Source organism: Modestobacter italicus, from assembly GCF_019799965.1.
In the GTDB taxonomy this organism is placed as follows: domain Bacteria; phylum Actinomycetota; class Actinomycetes; order Mycobacteriales; family Geodermatophilaceae; genus Modestobacter; species Modestobacter italicus_A.
Genome location: NZ_JABGCJ010000001.1, coordinates 353,693 through 370,105, shown reverse-complemented (window position 1 = coordinate 370,105; position 16,413 = coordinate 353,693). Strand labels below are relative to the sequence as shown.

The following is a 16,413-nucleotide window of genomic DNA, read 5'->3' as shown; positions in this document are numbered from 1 at the left end:
CTGCCTCCTGGGTGGTGGGCGGGAGCTCTCGGTCACCGTCGACGCTAGGCAGCGGGACAGCCGGGCACATCGGCCGTACGACGGAGCTCCGGCCCCCTCCGCACGGGGGAGAGCGGACCGCGGAGCGGTCCTCCGCCGCCGGACCGGGTCAGAAGACCAGGTCGTCGACCGCCGCCTCGGCCTCGGGACGGCCGGCCCCGGGCCCGGCCGCGGAGGCCGCGGGCGACTGCGCACGCGGCGTCCGGCGGCGAGCTGCCCGGGTGTGCACCGGCGGGGTGGCGTCCCGCGTCCGGGCGGCCTCGGGCGCCGCCTCGGGCACCCCCTCGCCGGGCGACCCGGTGCCGGGTGCCTCTCCGGTGGAGGCCAGCTCGTCCAGGACGACGTCGAGCACCCGGACCGCGCCGGCCTTGTCCAGCGGCTCGTTGCCGTTGCCGCACTTGGGCGACTGCACGCACGACGGGCAGCCCGACTCGCACTCGCAGCTGGCCACGGTGGCCCGGGTCGCCTGCAGCCACTCCCGCAGCACCGCGTAGCCGCGTTCGGCGAAACCGGCACCGCCCGGGTGCCCGTCGTAGACGACGATCGTGGCCGCGCCGGTGTCCGGGTGCAGGGCGGTGGAGACGCCGCCGAGGTCCCACCGGTCGCAGGTGGCCAGCAGCGGGAGGATGCCGATGGAGGCGTGCTCGGCGGCGTGCAGCGACCCGGGGAGAGCAGCGTCGTCCACGTCTGCGCGGGCCACGGCCCGTTCGTCCAGCGTCAGCCAGACCGCGCGGGTGCGCAGCTGCCGGGCGGGGAGGTCCAGCGGGAACTCCGCGAGGACCTCGCCGGTGCCCAGCCGGCGCCGCTGGTAGGCGACCACCTGGTTGGTCACGTCGACGACGCCGGTGTGCGCGGTGACCGCCCCCAGTGCCCGGGTGCGGTCGATGGAGACGATGGACAGGTCGACCAGGTCCCGGGCCACCGTCGTCCACTCGGGGCTCTCCGGGTGCACCACGGCACAGGAGTCCTCGACGTCGAACTCGTCCACCACGTAGCTCTCGCCGCGGTGCACGTACAGCGCGCCGGTGTGCACGGTGGCGTGCGAGGCGTCGCCGTCGACCGTGCCCAGCAGCCGCCCGGTCGCGCCCTCGATGATCGAGACCGGAGCCTCGCCGCTGCCCCGGATGTCGACGTCCGGCCGCCCCCGGCCGGCCCAGTACCAGCCGGTCGGGCGGGCGCGGAGCAGCCCCTCGGCGACCAGTTCGGCCACCTGCGCCTCGGCCACCTCGCCGCCGAAGTCCGCCAGCTCGTCGGCGCGCAGCGGCAGCTCGGCCGCCGCGCAGCACAGCTGGGGGCCGAGCACGTAGGGGTTGGCCGGGTCGGTGACGGTCGCCTCGACCGGCCGGCCGAACACCGCCTGCGGGTGGTGGGCGAGGTAGTGGTCCAGCGGGTCGTCGCGGGCCACGAACACCACCAGCGACTCCCGCTGCGCCCGGCCGGCCCGGCCCGCCTGCTGCCACATCGAGGCCAGCGTGCCGGGGTAGCCGGCGAGCACCACGGCGTCCAGCCCGGCGATGTCGATGCCGAGCTCCAGGGCGTTGGTGGTGGCCACGCCCAGCAGGTCGCCGACCGACAGTGCCCGCTCCAGCTCCCGGCGCTCCTCGGGCAGGTAGCCGCCCCGGTAGGAGTCCACCTTCCGCACGAGGTCGGCCCGGCCGCGCGAGCGGAGGAGCGCCCGGGCCTGCTCGGCCACCGACTCCGCCGACCGGCGGGACCGGACGAAGGCCAGCGTGCGGGCGCCCTGCTCGACCAGGTCGGCCAGCAGCCCCGCGGCGTCCGCGGCGGCCGAGCGCCGCAGCGGCGCCCCGTGCTCGCCGGTCCGCTCCGTCAGCGGCGGCTCCCACAGGGCGAAGGTCGCGCCCGGCCGCGGCGAGCCGTCCTCGGTCACCGCGGTCACCGGGGCGCCGACCAGCCGGCTCGCGGCCGCGGCGGGATCGGCGACGGTGGCCGAGGCGAGCACGAAGACCGGTTCGGCGCCGTAGCGCCGGCAGACCCGGCGCAGCCGGCGCAGCACGTGGCCGACGTGCGAGCCGAACACCCCGCGGTAGGCGTGGCACTCGTCGACCACCACGTAGGCGACCCGGCGCAGCGTGCTGGACCACTTCTGGTGGGCCGGCAGGATCCCGCGGTGCAGCATGTCCGGGTTGGTGACGATCCACCGCGAGTGCCGCCGCACCCACTCCCGCTCCTCGCCCGGGGTGTCCCCGTCGTAGGCGGCCGGCCGCACCGAGGGGTCGGCCAGCGCGGCCACCGAGGCCAGCTGGTCGCGGGCCAGGGCCTTGGTGGGGGCGAGGTAGAGCACGCAGGCCCGGGGGTCCTCGGCCAGCGCGGTGAGCGCGGGCAGTTGGTAGGCCAGCGACTTGCCCGACGCCGTCCCGGTGGCGACGACGACGTGGTTGCCCGCGTGGGCCAGCTCGGCGGCGGCCACCTGGTGGCTGAACGGCGCCAGCACGCCCCGTTCGGCCAGCCGCTCGCGCAGCGGGGCGGCCACCCACTCCGGCCACGGCGCCGTCCGGCTCTCCCGGACCGGCAGCCGGTGCACGTGGGTCACCGGGTCGTCGTCGTCCTCGGTGTCGGCGAGCAACGCGGCGAGCAGCTCGGTGCCGGGCGGCGCGGCCACCGGCCGGTCCTCCTCGGGGTCGGGCCCGGCCGCCGTGGGGGCGTCGCCGGGGAGCCGCGCGGAGCGCAGGGACGTCACCACCCCACTGTCACACCGCCGCGCAACCGCCCGCCGCGGGGGCCGGTCGGATGACCGTCCGTGTGAACGGGATCACATCGGGGTCTGGCGGTGCGCGGTCGGCTGCGGCACAGTGCGTGCCACGCCGGGCCCTCCCCCGAGCGAGAACGGGGGGACGCCGGGCCGGTGCGCGCCCACCTCGCCGCGGAGGACCACATGCCCGACACCGACCTGTCCGGAGGAGACCTCGCCCTCGTGGCGATCGCCCTCCTCATCTCCCTCGCCGCCCTGGGCTTCGCCGCCTGGCTGGTCCGCGCCGTGCTCGCGGCCGACCAGGGCACCGCCTCCATGCAGGAGATAGCGAGGGCGGTCCAGGAAGGTGCCGTCGCCTACCTGCAACGGCAGTTCCGCACCCTCGCCGTCTTCGCGGTGATCGTCTTCGTGCTGCTGCTCCTGCTGCCGGTCTCCGACGGCGGCCTGGGCACCCGGCTGGGGCGGGCCGCCTTCTTCCTGGTGGGCGCCGCCTTCTCGGCCAGCGTCGGCTTCATCGGGATGACCCTGGCCACCCGCGGCAACGTCCGGGTCGCCGCGGCCGCCGCGGCCGGCGGGCACCGCCCCGCCTTCCGGATCGCCTTCCGCACCGGTGGGGTGGTCGGGATGATCACCGTCGGTCTGGGCCTGTTCGGCGCGACGCTGGCGACGCTGCTGTTCCAGGAGACCGCGCCGGTCGTGCTGGAGGGGTTCGGCTTCGGTGGCGCGTTGCTGGCGATGTTCATGCGGGTCGGTGGCGGCATCTTCACCAAGGCCGCCGACGTCGGCGCCGACCTGGTCGGCAAGGTCGAGGCGGGCATCCCCGAGGACGACCCGCGCAACGCCGCCACCATCGCGGACAACGTGGGCGACAACGTCGGTGACTGTGCCGGCATGGCCGCGGACCTGTTCGAGTCCTACGCCGTGACGCTGGTCGCCGCGCTGATCCTCGGCCAGGTGTTCTTCGGTGCCGTGGGCATGGTGTTCCCGCTGGTCGTCGCGGCGGTCGGGGTGATCGCCTCGGTGGTCGGCATCCTGGCCAGCAACCCCGGTGCCCACGACCGCAACTGGATGTCCCCGATCAACCGCGGGTTCTTCGCCTCCGCGGCGGTCTCCCTGGTGCTGGTCGCGGCCGCGTCCTTCACCGTGCTGCCCACCATCTCCGACGGCCTGGACGTCTCGGTCAGCCCGCAGGTGCTCGGCTTCGTCTCCGTGCTGGTGGGCATCGTGCTGGCCGCCGCCATCCAGCAGCTCACCGGCTACTTCACCGAGACCGCCCGCCGGCCGGTCAAGGACGTCGGCCGCAGCTCGCTGACCGGCCCGGCGACGGTGATCCTGTCCGGCGTCTCGCTGGGCCTGGAGTCGGCCGTCTACGCCGCGCTGCTGATCGGGGCGGCGGTCTACGGCGCCTTCCTGATCGGCGGGGCCGCCGCGCTGTACGCCGTCGCGCTGGCCGGCTGCGGGCTGCTCACCACGGCCGGGGTCATCGTCGCGATGGACACCTTCGGCCCGGTGAGCGACAACGCCCAGGGCATCGCGGAGATGTCCGGGGAGATCGACGAGGAGGGCGCCCAGGTGCTCACCGACCTCGACGCGGTCGGCAACACCACCAAGGCGATCACCAAGGGCATCGCCATCGCCACCGCGGTGCTGGCGGCCACCGCGCTGTTCGGCTCCTACAACGCCAGCATCCTGCTGGCCCTGGACGACGCCGGCTCGGTCCTCGGGGACGCCTTCACCCTGGTGTCACCGAACAACGTGGTGGGCGCGGTGATCGGTGCCGCCGTCGTCTTCTTCTTCTCCGGCCTGGCGATCAGCGCGGTCTCCCGCGCCGCCGGCCGGGTGGTGTTCGAGGTGCGCAAGCAGTTCCGCGAGCACCCCGGGATCATGGACCGCACCGAGCGGCCGGACTACGGCGCCGTCGTCGACATCTGCACCAAGGACTCGCTGCGCGAGCTGGCCACGCCCGGCCTGCTGGCGGTGCTGGCGCCGGTCGCGGTGGGCTTCGGCCTGGGCTTCGGGCCGCTGGCGGCCTACCTGGTCGGCGCGATCGCCACCGGCACCCTGATGGCGGTCTTCCTCTCCAACTCCGGCGGCGCCTGGGACAACGCCAAGAAGATGGTGGAGGACGGCGCCTACGGCGGGAAGGGCAGCGAGGCGCACGCGGCGACCGTCATCGGCGACACCGTCGGCGACCCGTTCAAGGACACCGCGGGCCCGGCGATCAACCCGCTGATCAAGGTGATGAACCTGGTGGCGCTGCTGATCGCCCCGGCGGTCGTCTCGCTCTCCGTCGGGGCCGACGCCAACACGCCGGTGCGGGTGGGCATCGCGGTGGTCGCGACCCTGGTGATCGTGGTCGCGGTCGTGGTGAGCAAGCGCCGCTCGATCGTGGTCGGCGGGGAGACCGACGCCACCACCGGGGCGCTGACCACCAGCGCCCCCTGACCGTCAGGCGCGGCGATGGCGCCCGGTTGTGGACACCAGGACCCGGTGTGGACGACGGGGCCCGGACCGGCCGCCGGGCTCCCTAGCGTCCGCCGCATCGGTCCCTCCCCGGGGCCGCCGTCGCGCCGGGAGGCCTCCGTGTCCCACCTGATCTCCGTCCAACTCGACGCCCTCGGCACGTTGCTGGCGGAGCTCACCGCGCTGGGTGCTGAGCTGGGGGAGGAGGGGCAGCTGACCGCGGCGACGGGCCGCTCCCTGGGCACCGCCCTGGCCGGGCCGGTCGGCGCCGGTGCCGCGGAGGTCGGCGCCGGCTGGGCGGAGCTGCTCACCGCCCTGGCGGCCCGCACCCTCGCGGTCGCCGCCACCCTGGACGGCGCACTGGAGGCCTATCGCCGCGCCGACGCCGGGATCGCCGGGCAGCTCGGCCCGGGGCGGATCGGGTCCGTGCCGGTGCCCCGGTGACCGGCACGACGCTCACCGAGCTCGCCGGCTGGGACGTCCCGCAGCTGCGTGGGTGCGTCGGCACGCTGGGCGTGGTGGCCGACCGGCTGCTGCCGTGGCGGGCCCGGCTGGACGCGCTGGGCCGGGAGCTCGGTGCCGCGGAGTGCTGGTCGGGTCCGGCCGGGACGGTGGCCGCGGCCGCCCTCGTCGAGCTCTCCACGGTCGCCTCCGGGGTGTCGGGTGCACTGGCCGCCTCGGCGGCCGACCTGGACGGGCTGGTCGCCGCGGCCGCCGAGGCGGCTGAACGGGCCGCGACGGCGCAGGCCGTCGCCGGCTCCGCCGGCCTGCGGCTGGACGGGCAGGGGACGGCGGTCGGGGTGCCCGCCGCGCCGCTGCCGGTGATGGCCGCCGACCAGGTCGCCGACGTCACCGCCGCACGCACCGCGGCCGCGGCGGCCGGGGCGATCGCGGCCGATGCGCTGGCCGCCGGTGGGCGAGCCGCGGCGCACGCGGTCGCGGCGGCGGGACCGCTCGCCGGGCTGGGGGTGCCGGGCGCCGGCCCGGTCGACCTGGCCGGCCTGGTGGCCCGCCTGCCGGAGCCGGTCCTGTCGCTGCCCTCGGGCCGGGAGCCGGGGGCCGTGGCCGACTGGTGGGTCGGGCTGGCGGCGGGGCAGCAGTTGCAGGCGATCGACAGGTGGCCGGGTGCGGTCGGTGCGCTGGACGGGCTGCCGGCGTGGGCTCGGGACCGGGCCAACCGCCTCGAGCTGGCCGCGGCGCTGCGCCACCTGCCACCCGGTTCGGCCGGTCACGACATCGCCCGGGCCGTCCAGTCCGCGCTGGAGGAGGTGACCGACGCCGGGGAGGTGACGCAGTTGCTGCAGTTCGACCCGGCGGAGGGTCTGGTGGCGATCAGCCGGGGCGACCTGGACACCGCCGAGGCCGTGGGCGTGCTGGTCCCCGGGATCAACACCACAGCCGCCTCGGACCTGCGAGGGATGCTCGGTGACGCGGCCGACGTCGCCGCGGCCGCGGTCGCCGCCGCACCGGGCCTGGCCGTGGCGACCGTGGCGTGGCTGGGCTACCGCACCCCGATCACGCGGGAGGCGGTCGAGCTCAGGGCCGCCCGCACCGGCGGTCCGGCGCTCGACCGCGTGCTCGACGGGCTCGCCGGTGCACGGACGGCCCCGGGCGCGCCGCCCAGGCCCCGGGTGACGGTCGTCGGGCACAGCTACGGCACGGTCGTCACCGGGCAGGCCGCCCGCGCTCCGGGGCGTCTGGCCGCCGACGCCGTCGTGCTGCTCGGCAGCCCGGGCACCAGCGTGGGGGGAGCAGACCGGCTGGAGGCAGCGGAGGTCCACGGCGCCTGGTCGGTCGCCGACCCGATCTCCACGAGCGGGTTCCACGGCTCCAGTCCGCACAGCCCCGGCTTCGGCGACGTCCCGCTGCCGACCGAGCTCACCCAGGGGCACACCGACTACTACGACCGGGACCGGCCCACCCTGGCGGCAGTGGGCGAGGTCGTCGCGGGCACCCGGGCGCCCCGATGACCTGCGACGACGCCGCCGGGAACCGGCGTCGTCCTCATCCGTTGGAGTCAGGACGGCGCGCCCGTGCTGACTCGCCGCCCGGCCTCCCCGCCGCGCGGTGGCCTACCGTGGCCTCGCCGAACGGGTGCAGCTCACACTGCCCCGTGTGCGTCCGGGTCCACCCGGCGCCTGCACCAGCACCCCGACAGGAGCACCGTGCCGCCCACCAAGACCACGAAGTCAGCCACCAGCACCGGGAGCCGCGCGCCGCGCAAGCAGGCCGCTGCCGCCGGCGGCAAGCCGCTGGTCATCGTGGAGTCGCCGACCAAGGCGAACAAGATCGCGGGCTACCTCGGCAGCGACTACGTCGTGGAGGCCAGCGTCGGGCACATCCGCGACCTGCCGCGCAACGCCGCCGACGTGCCCGCCGCGCACAAGGGCGAGTCCTGGGCGCGGCTCGGCGTCGACGTGGACAACGGCTTCTCCCCGCTCTACGTGGTCAGCCCCGACCGCAAGCAGCAGGTCACCCGGCTCAAGCAGCTGGTGAAGGAAGCCAGCGAGATCTACCTCGCCACCGATGAGGACCGCGAGGGCGAGGCCATCGCCTGGCACCTGATCGACACCCTCAAGCCGACCGTGCCGATCCGCCGGATGGTCTTCCACGAGATCACCCGCGAGGCGATCGCCCGCGCCGTGGCCAACCCCCGTGAGCTGGACACCGCGCTGGTGGACGCCCAGGAGACCCGCCGCATCCTCGACCGGCTCTACGGCTACGAGGTCAGCCCCGTGCTGTGGAAGAAGGTGCTGCCGAAGCTGTCGGCCGGCCGCGTGCAGTCGGTCGCCACCCGGATCGTGGTCGAGCGCGAGCGTGCCCGGATGCGGTTCACCGCCGCGGACTACTGGAGCCTGGACGGCGTCTTCGAGGTCGCCGAGAAGCGGGCCGGCGCCGACGCGGGGGAGCCGACGACCCTGCGGGCGCGCCTGGTGACCGTCGACGACAGCCGCGTGGCCACCGGCCGCGACTTCGACGCCGACACCGGCACGGTGACCAGCGACGTCGTCCACCTGGACGAGGCCGGCGCCCGTGGCCTGGCCGCGCGCCTGGAGGGTCGCGCGGTCACCGTCAGCCGGGTCGACGAGCGGGACTACACCCGCAAGCCCTACGCGCCCTTCATCACCTCCAGCCTGCAGATGGAGGCCGGCCGCAAGTTCGGCTGGTCCTCGGCGCAGGTCATGCGGGTGGCGCAGCGGCTGTACGAGAACGGCCACATCACCTACATGCGGACCGACTCGACCAACCTGTCCAACGAGGCGATCACCGCCGCCCGCAGGCAGGCCGCCGAGCTCTACGGCGACGCCTACGTGCCGGCCGAGCCGCGCCGGTACGACAAGAAGGCCAAGGGCGCCCAGGAGGCGCACGAGGCGATCCGCCCGGCCGGTGACTCCTTCCGCACGCCCGGGCAGCTGGCCGGGCAGCTGGCCCGGGACGAGTTCCGGCTCTACGAGCTGATCTGGCAGCGCACCATCGCCTCGCAGATGGCCAACGCCGTCGGCAAGACCCTCAGCATCCGGCTCGCCGGCAGCTCCAGCACCGGCGAGGCCGTCGAGTTCACCGCCTCCGGGCGCACGATCACCTTCCCCGGGTTCCTGCGGGCCTACGTCGAGGGCAAGGACGAGGGCTCGGGCAACGAGGACGAGGCCGACGACAGCGAGCGCCGGCTGCCGCGCGTGGAGCAGGGGCAGCGGCTGGACACCCGGGAGCTGGACCCCAAGGGCCACACCACCAGCCCGCCGGCCCGGTACACCGAGCCGAGCCTCACCGCGCGGCTGCAGGAGCTGGAGATCGGCCGGCCCTCGACCTACGCGTCGATCATGCAGACCATCCAGGACCGCGGGTACGTGTGGAAGAAGGGCTCGGCGCTGGTGCCGTCCTTCATCGCCTTCGCCGTGGTGAACCTGCTGGAGCAGCACTTCGGCCAGCTGGTCGACTACGACTTCACCGCCTCCCTGGAGCGCGAGCTCGACGAGATCGCCGCCGGTCAGCTCGGCCGGGTCGACTGGCTCACCGAGTTCTACTTCGGCGGCGAGGGCCAGCACGCCGGCGGCATCGGCGCCTCCGGTGGGCTGAAGTCCGTCGTCGGCCAGCGGCTGGAGGAGATCGACGCCCGCGGCGTCAACTCCATCCCGCTGCGGGCGGTGGCGCCCAACGGCGACCCCGTGGTCGTCCGCGTCGGCCGTTACGGGCCCTACCTGCAGGCCGGCGGCGAGGACGGCGCCCGGGTGAGCATCCCCGAGGACATCGCCCCCGACGAGCTGACCAGCGAGAAGGTCCTCGAGCTGCTCAACGCCCCCTCCTCGGACCGCGAGCTGGGCACCGACCCGGAGTCCGGCTTCCCGGTGGCGGTCAAGGCCGGCCGGTACGGGCCCTACGTCACCACGCTGGTGCCCGAGGGCAGCAAGGAGCAGCCGCGCACGGCGAGCTTGTTCAAGTCGATGGCCCCGGAGACGGTCACGCTGGAGCAGGCGCTCCGGCTGCTGACGCTGCCGCGCACGGTCGGCAAGGACGCCGACGGCGAGGAGATCCAGGCGCTCAACGGCCGGTACGGGCCCTACATCAAGAAGGGCACCGACTCGCGCTCGTTGGAGAGCGAGGAGGCGCTGTTCACCATCACCCTCGACGAGGCGCTGGCGATCTTCGCCCAGCCCAAGCAGCGGGGCCGGGCCGCGGCCAAGGCGCCGCTCAAGGAGCTGGGCGCAGACCCGGTCAGCCAGGGGCAGGTCACGGTGCGCGAGGGCCGCTTCGGCCCCTACGTCACCGACGGCGAGCACAACGCCAGCCTGCGCAAGGGCGACGAGGTCGAGACGATCACCCTGGAGCGGGCGGCCGAGCTGCTCGCCGACCGTCGTGAGCGGGCGCCGGTGAAGAAGAAGGCGACCAAGAAGGCGGCGGCGAAGAAGGCCCCCGCGAAGAAGGCCGCCGCCAAGAAGGCGACGGCCACGTCCACCGCGAAGACCACGGCGGCCAAGACGACGAAGAAGGCGGCGGCGACGAAGGCGCAGCCCACCGCCGCCGACGTCGTCGAGTCGGTGCCGGCCGGCAGCTGAGCCGCGGACAGGGGCAGCGGTGGACGGCTGGCAGCAGCGGCGCACCTCCTTCGGGTCGGTGGCGGCGGACTACGCCGCGCTCCGCCCGGGCTACCCCGCCGACGTGGTGCCGCTCCTGGTCGGGACGGCGCCACGCCGGGTGCTCGACCTGGGTGCCGGCACCGGGCTGCTGACCGAGGGGCTGCTGGCCGCCGGCCACGAGGTGGTCGCCGTCGACCTGTCCGAGCAGATGCTCGACCAGCTGCGGGCCCGGCTGCCGGGTGTCACGGCGGCCGTGGGTGGTGCCGAGGCGGTCCCGCTGCCCGACGGTGACGTCGACGCGGTGGTCGCCGGGCAGGCGGCGCACTGGTTCGACGTCGTCCCCGCCGCCGCCGAGCTGCGCCGGGTGCTCCGCCCGGATGGGGTGGTCGGCCTGGTGTGGAACACCCGTGACGAGCGGGTGCCGTGGGTGCACGCCCTGGGGGAGCTGCTCGCCGACGAGGCGCGCGACCACGAGGCCGACCAGACGGTGGTGGCCCGGTTCGCCGCCGAGCTGCCCGCCGAGGTCGAGGTCCTCGACTCCGCGGTCACCCAGCTGGCCACCCCCGACCAGGTGGTCGCCGGCATCGGCACCCGCAGCTACGTCGCCACGATGGACCCGGACCGGCGCGGCGGGTTCCTCGGCCGGGTCCAGGACCTGCTGGCCACCCACCCCGACACCCGGGGCCGGGCCCAGCTGGAGCTGCCCTACACCACCCGGGCGTACCGGCTGGCCCCGCGCTGACCCCCGCCGCCGGGCGCGTCAGGGCCGTCGGTGGCCGACCGCGAACACCCGGCGGAAGGGCAGCACGGTCGTGCCGTCGGCCCGCACCGGGTGGGCCGCGCGCAGGGCGGCGGCGTACTCGGCGGTGAGCTCCGCGGCGTCCCCGTCGTCCAGCCGGGCCAGCACCGGGCGGAGGACCGTGCCGGACACCCAGCGCAGCACCGGGTCCGGCCCGCTCAGCACGTGCAGGTACGTGGTCTCCCAGGCGTCGGCGGCCAGGCCGGCTCCGGTCAGCAGCTCCAGGTAGCCGCGGGGGTCCAGCACCGCAGCCGGGTCCAGCACCGCAGCCGGGTCCAGCACGGCGTCGTCCCCGGGCGCGAGCCGGGCCGCCCACCGCGGTGAGCCGATCAGCTCGGCGAGCAGCGCGTGCGTCGGGGCGGCCTGGTTGCCGGGCACCTGGACGGCCAGCCAGCCGTCCGGTGCCAGACCGGCGGCCCACCGGCTGATCAGCCGGGGGTGCCCGGGCACCCAGTGCAGCGCGGCGTTGCTCACCAGGACGTCGACCGGTTCGGTGGGCGTCCAGTCGCGCAGGTCGCCCTGGACGAACTCGAGGCGGCCGGGGACGGCGTGGTCGGCCGCTGCCCGCAGCATCTCCGGTGAGCTGTCGACGCCGGTGACCTGAGCGTGCGGCCAGCGGCGGGCCAGCGTCGCGGTGGCCGACCCGTCGCCGCAGCCCAGGTCGACCACTCGTGCCGGGGCGTCGGCACCGATCCGGGCGGTCAGTTCGGCGTGGGGCCGGGCACGTTCACCGGCGAAGCGCAGGTAGCTGCCGGGGTCCCAGCCGCCAGCGTCGTCCACCGGCAGAACGTAGCCGCCGGTGGGGCGCGACGCGCTGATCCGGTGCAGTGGACATGCGGAACAGGGCGTCCGGTGCCGGCTGTGCCCGGTACGGTGGCCCCGCCGAGCCGCGGCCGGACACATCGGCAGCACCGACCGCGCAGCCACACCCTGGGGGTCCCGATCAGCTCCGACCCGACGGACCGCCCGTCTCCGGGCGGGTCGTCCGATGCCGGCGTCCCTGACGCCGTGCCCGGTGCGGGTTCCGGGGGCGTCGTCGACGGCGACCCGGGCCGGACGCCGGGGTCGGTGCCCGCCGACGGTCTGCCACCGGCCGGCTCGCCCACGCCGGACGGCGCGGGCGTGCCGCTGTCGGAGTCGCCCGACGCCGCCGTGGGTGAGGACCGCTCCGGCGCCGGCGAGGACGCCCACCCCGGAGCGGGGGCGGTGAGCCAGGTCGCCAAGATCCGCGCGGTGCTGCGGGTCCGCGACTTCCGCAAGCTCTGGCTGTCCACGGCCCTGTCCAGCTTCGGTGACTGGCTCGGCCTGCTGGCGATCACCTTCACGGCGTACTCGCTGGTCGACGGCTACGCGGCCAACTTCGCCCTCGGTGGGGTGCTGGCGTTCCGGCTGCTGCCGGCGATCCTGCTCGGGCCGGTGGCCGGGGCGTTCGCCGACCGGTTCGACCGGCGCAAGACGATGGTCGTCTCCGACCTCCTGCGGTTCGGGCTGTTCGCCTCGATCCCGCTGGTCGGCGAGCTGTGGTGGCTGTTCGTCGCCCAGTTCCTCATCGAGGCGATCAGCCTGTTCTGGATCCCGGCGAAGGACGCCGCGGTCCCCAACATGATCCGCAGGGACCAGTTGGAGCCGGCCAACCAGCTGTCGCTGGTCACCACCTACGGGTTCACCCCGGTGCTGGCCGCGGCGGTCTTCGCGGTGCTGACCGCGGCCGACGGGCTGGGCCAGCTGATCCCCGGGCTCGACGAGGCCGACCTCGCCCTCTACGTCAACGCGCTCACCTTCCTGGTGGCCGCGGTGGTCATCTGGAACCTGCCCTCGATCAGCGGCCGTCGGGCCGCCCGCGCCGAGGTCACCGGCGACAGCTTCCTGCGGTCGCTGCGCGAGGGCTTCTCCTTCGCCGGGCACACCCCGCTGGTGCGCGGTCTGGTCGTCGGCATCACCGGGGCGTTCGTCGCCGCCGGGGTCGTCATCGCCACGGCGCAGGCCTTCGTCGTGTCCATGGGAGGCGGCGCGGCGGCCTACGCCCTGTTGTTCGGCGCCGTCTTCATCGGACTGGGCCTGGGCATCGCGCTGGGGCCCAGCGTGGCGCGCGACCTGTCCCGGGAACGGCTGTTCGGGGTGGCGATCGTCGGCGCCGGTGCCGCTCTGCTGCTGCTGGTCTGGACCTTCACCCTGTGGCTGGCGCTGGTGCTCGTCATCGGGATGGGGTTCTTCGCGGGCATCGCCTACCTGGCCGGCTTCACCCTGCTGGGCACCGAGGTCGACGACGAGCTCCGCGGCCGCACGTTCGCGCTGGTCCAGTCGCTGGTCCGGGCGGCGCTGATCCTCAGCCTGGCCGTCGCGCCGTTCGGGGTCGGGCTGATCGCCCGGCACACGATCGACCTGGGCCCCGTGGCGTTCACGGTCACCGGAGAGCGGCTCATGCTGGGCGTCGCCGGGCTGCTGGCCGTCGCCGTCGGTGTGCTGGCCTACCGCCAGATGGACGACGGCCGGCCGGTCCCGCTGCTCGCCGACGTCGTCACCGCGCTGCGCCGGGACACCACCGCCCGCCGCCGGCTCGCCGGAGGCGGGGCGTTCATCGCCTTCGAGGGCGGTGAGGGCGCCGGCAAGTCCACCCAGGTGCGCCGGCTGCAGGAGTGGCTGACCGAGGAGGGGCTGGTCGCCCGGACCACCCGGGAACCCGGCGGGACGGCGCTCGGCGGGAAGATCCGCGGGCTGCTGCTGGACCCGGCCAGCGCGGGGCTCTCCCCGCGGGCCGAGGCGCTCATGTACGCCGCCGACCGCGCGCAGCACGTGCACGACGTGCTGCGCCCCGCGCTGGACGCCGGCGAGGTGGTCATCACCGACCGGTTCGTCGACAGCTCGCTGGCCTACCAGGGCGCCGGCCGCACCATCCCGATGGACGACGTCCGGTCGATCTCCCGCTGGGCGACCCAGGGGCTGCGGCCCGACCTCACCCTGCTCCTGGACCTCCCGCCCGAGGTCGGCCTGGCCCGGGCCCGTGGGCGCGCCACGGCCGACCGGCTGGAGTCGGAGTCGCTGGACTTCCACCAGCGGGTCCGCCGCACCTTCCTGGCCCTGGCCGAGGCCGAGCCCGACCGCTACCTGGTGCTCGACGCCCGCCGGTCACCGGACGAGCTCGCCGCCGCCATCCGCAGCCGGGTCAGCGTGCTGCTGGAGGGGCTGCCGCTGCAGCAGCTCCCGGCCGACGTCCCCGTCCCGCGCGGCCGGCGGGGCGACCACGCCGTCCAGACCGGCCCGACACCCCAGTTGCACCCATGAGCGAGAGTGGGGCGGTGACCACCGCAGTGCCCGAGGTTGGCCCGGCGCCCGGGGTGTGGGCCGACGTGGTCGGGCAGCCGGCCGTCGTGGCCGAGCTCCAGGCCGCGGTCGCGCAGCCGGCCTCGATGACGCACGCGTGGCTGTTCACCGGCCCGCCCGGGTCGGGCCGTTCGGTCGCCGCCCGCGCGTTCGCCGCGGCGCTGCAGTGCCCCGCCGGGGGCGACGGCAGCTGCCACGAGTGCCGCACCGTGCTGGCCGGCAGCCACGCCGACGTGCACCGCGTCGTCCCCGAGGGCCTGTCGATCGGCGTCGCGGAGGTGCGGCAGATCGTCCGCACCGCCGGCCGGGCGCCGTCGCAGGGGCGCTGGCAGATCGTGGTGGTCGAGGACGCCGACCGGATGACCGAGCAGGCGTCCAACACGGTGCTCAAGATGCTCGAGGAGCCGCCGCCGCGCACGGTGTTCCTGCTCTGCGCCCCCTCGCTGCACCCCGACGACGTGCCGGTGACCATCCGGTCCCGCTGCCGGGTCGTGCCGCTGCGCACCCCGCGGATCGAGGCAGTCGCGGAGGTTCTGGTCCGCCGTGACGGGATCGACCCGGCGCTCGCCGCGTGGTCGGCCGCTGCCGCCGGAGGGCACGTCGGCCGGGCCCGGCACCTGGCCCGGGACGAGGCGGCCCGGCTGGCCCGCAAGGCGGTGCTGGACATCCCGCTGTCTCTCGTCTCGCTGGCCGCCTGCTTGAACGCCGCCGACGACCTGGTCGCCTCGGCCAAGGACGAGTCGGACAAGACGGTCGCGGAGGTCGACGCCGCCGAGACCGACGCGGTGAAGGCGAGCCTCGGGGTGGGTGCCCGCGGGCCGGGCGTCGCGGCGGCCAGCCGGGGCGCCGGCCAGCTCAAGGAGCTAGAGAAGCGGCAGAAGTCGCGGGCCACCCGACTGGGCCGCGACTCCCTGGACCGGGCGCTGGTGGACCTGGCGGCGCTCTATCGGGACGCGCTGGTGATCAGCGCGTCGGCCGACGCGGGCAGCGAGCTCACCGTGCCGCTCGCGCACCCCGACCGCCGGGCCGACGCGGTCGAGCTGGCCCGCCGGATCGGCGCGGAGGGGGCGCTGCGCCGGATCGACGCGGTGCTGGACGCCCGCACCGCGCTGGAGCAGAACGTGAAGCCGCAGATCGCGATCGAGGCGCTCACCGTGGCGCTGCGCCTGCCGGCCTGAGCCGCTCGGCACTCGGGCGGGGGGTCGCAGCGGGGCCGAGGCGGTGCCGTAAGCTCACCCGCGCAGTCCGCCGCCTTAGCTCAGTCGGTAGAGCATCTCACTCGTAATGAGAAGGTCGTCGGTTCGATTCCGACAGGCGGCTCTCCTCCAGCCTCCTCAGCCAGCCGCAGGTGCACTGCACCGCGGTCGGCCGAACCCCGCTGCCCGCCGAGGCGCGCCAGCCCGCAGATGCGGAACGGCGGCGCGCCCCCGGAGGGGCACGCCGCCGTCTGGGTCGGTGCGTGTTCGGCGAGGACCGCCTCGATCAGTGGTGCTGGGTCAGTGTCCGGCGTCGAGCGCGCGCTGGCGGGAGGCCTCGATCTCGGCCTCGGCCTCGGCGCGGCCCACCCACTCGGCCCCCTCGACCGACTTGCCCGGCTCGAGGTCCTTGTAGGTCTCGAAGAAGTGCTGGATCTCCAGCCGGTCGAACTCCGAGACGTCGTTGATGTCCTGCAGGTGCGCGACCCGCGGGTCGGTGGCCGGGACGGTGAGGACCTTGTCGTCCCCGCCCTTCTCGTCGGTCATCCGGAACATCCCGATCGCCCGGCACGTGATGAGGCACCCGGGGAAGGTCGGCTCCTCCAGCAGGACGAGTGCGTCCAGGGGGTCACCGTCCATCCCGAGCGTCTCCTCGATGTACCCGTAGTCGGCGGGGTACCGGGTCGAGGTGAACAGCATCCGGTCCAGGCGGATGCGTCCGGTGGCGTGGTCCAGCTCGTACTTGTTCCGCTGGCCCTTGGGGATCTCTACCGTCACGTCGAACTGCACGCCGATAGTGTGTCGTACGAC

Annotated in this window: 10 protein-coding genes and 1 tRNA gene; 8 read left to right on the top strand and 3 right to left on the bottom strand. The window is 75.2% G+C overall.

The genetic code is table 11. The annotated features are described in order from the left end of the window. Positions 1–148: 148 nt before the first annotated feature. A complete protein-coding gene (locus tag HLA93_RS01830) occupies positions 149–2,737 on the bottom strand; it encodes a DEAD/DEAH box helicase (RefSeq protein WP_308127895.1) in 2,589 nt (862 codons plus the stop codon). A 165-nt stretch (positions 2,738–2,902) separates the two neighbouring features. Here HLA93_RS01830 and HLA93_RS01825 point away from each other — a divergent pair, with 165 nt between their 5' ends. From HLA93_RS01825 to HLA93_RS01805, 5 genes are all read left to right on the top strand, one after another. Next, positions 2,903–5,194 carry a sodium-translocating pyrophosphatase gene (locus tag HLA93_RS01825; RefSeq protein WP_308127894.1) on the top strand — a complete coding sequence of 764 codons (2,292 nt, stop codon included), beginning with the start codon at positions 2,903–2,905 and terminating at the stop codon, positions 5,192–5,194. A gap of 138 nt (positions 5,195–5,332) precedes the next feature. After that, positions 5,333–5,656: a hypothetical protein gene (locus HLA93_RS01820; protein ID WP_222192499.1), complete on the top strand. Its 324-nt coding sequence runs from the start codon at positions 5,333–5,335 to the stop codon at positions 5,654–5,656. Next, entirely contained in the window at positions 5,653–7,182 is a 1,530-nt protein-coding gene (locus HLA93_RS01815; protein WP_222192497.1) for an alpha/beta hydrolase, read from the top strand. The genes HLA93_RS01820 and HLA93_RS01815 overlap by 4 nt, the downstream gene beginning before the upstream one ends. 195 nt (positions 7,183–7,377) lie before the next feature. Then, entirely contained in the window at positions 7,378–10,266 is a 2,889-nt protein-coding gene (gene topA, locus HLA93_RS01810) for a type I DNA topoisomerase (RefSeq protein WP_222192496.1), read from the top strand. Positions 10,267–10,285: 19 nt separating this feature from the next. Then, on the top strand, positions 10,286–11,029 hold the full coding sequence (locus HLA93_RS01805; RefSeq protein ID WP_222192495.1) for a class I SAM-dependent methyltransferase: 744 nt from the start codon (positions 10,286–10,288) through the stop codon (positions 11,027–11,029). Between the two features lie 18 nt (positions 11,030–11,047). Here the strand turns inward: HLA93_RS01805 and HLA93_RS01800 are convergent, their stop codons facing one another. Then, the gene (locus tag HLA93_RS01800; protein WP_222192494.1) at positions 11,048–11,866 is read right to left on the bottom strand and encodes a trans-aconitate 2-methyltransferase; all 819 of its coding nucleotides are present in this window, start codon (positions 11,864–11,866) and stop codon (positions 11,048–11,050) included. Positions 11,867–12,094: 228 nt separating this feature from the next. Between HLA93_RS01800 and tmk the strand changes: the two genes are divergently transcribed. From tmk to HLA93_RS01785, 3 genes are all read left to right on the top strand, one after another. Continuing rightward, positions 12,095–14,368 (top strand): dTMP kinase, encoded by a 2,274-nt coding sequence (tmk, locus tag HLA93_RS01795; protein WP_308127893.1) that lies wholly within the window; start codon positions 12,095–12,097, stop codon positions 14,366–14,368. A gap of 14 nt (positions 14,369–14,382) precedes the next feature. Continuing rightward, positions 14,383–15,585 carry a DNA polymerase III subunit delta' gene (locus HLA93_RS01790; RefSeq protein WP_308127892.1) on the top strand — a complete coding sequence of 401 codons (1,203 nt, stop codon included), beginning with the start codon at positions 14,383–14,385 and terminating at the stop codon, positions 15,583–15,585. 69 nt (positions 15,586–15,654) lie between these two features. Next, positions 15,655–15,727: transfer RNA gene (locus HLA93_RS01785), tRNA-Thr, on the top strand. Between the two features lie 176 nt (positions 15,728–15,903). Here HLA93_RS01785 and HLA93_RS01780 read toward each other — a convergent pair. Next, on the bottom strand, positions 15,904–16,392 hold the full coding sequence (locus HLA93_RS01780; RefSeq protein WP_222192492.1) for an inorganic diphosphatase: 489 nt from the start codon (positions 16,390–16,392) through the stop codon (positions 15,904–15,906). Between the last annotated feature and the right edge of the window lie 21 nt (positions 16,393–16,413).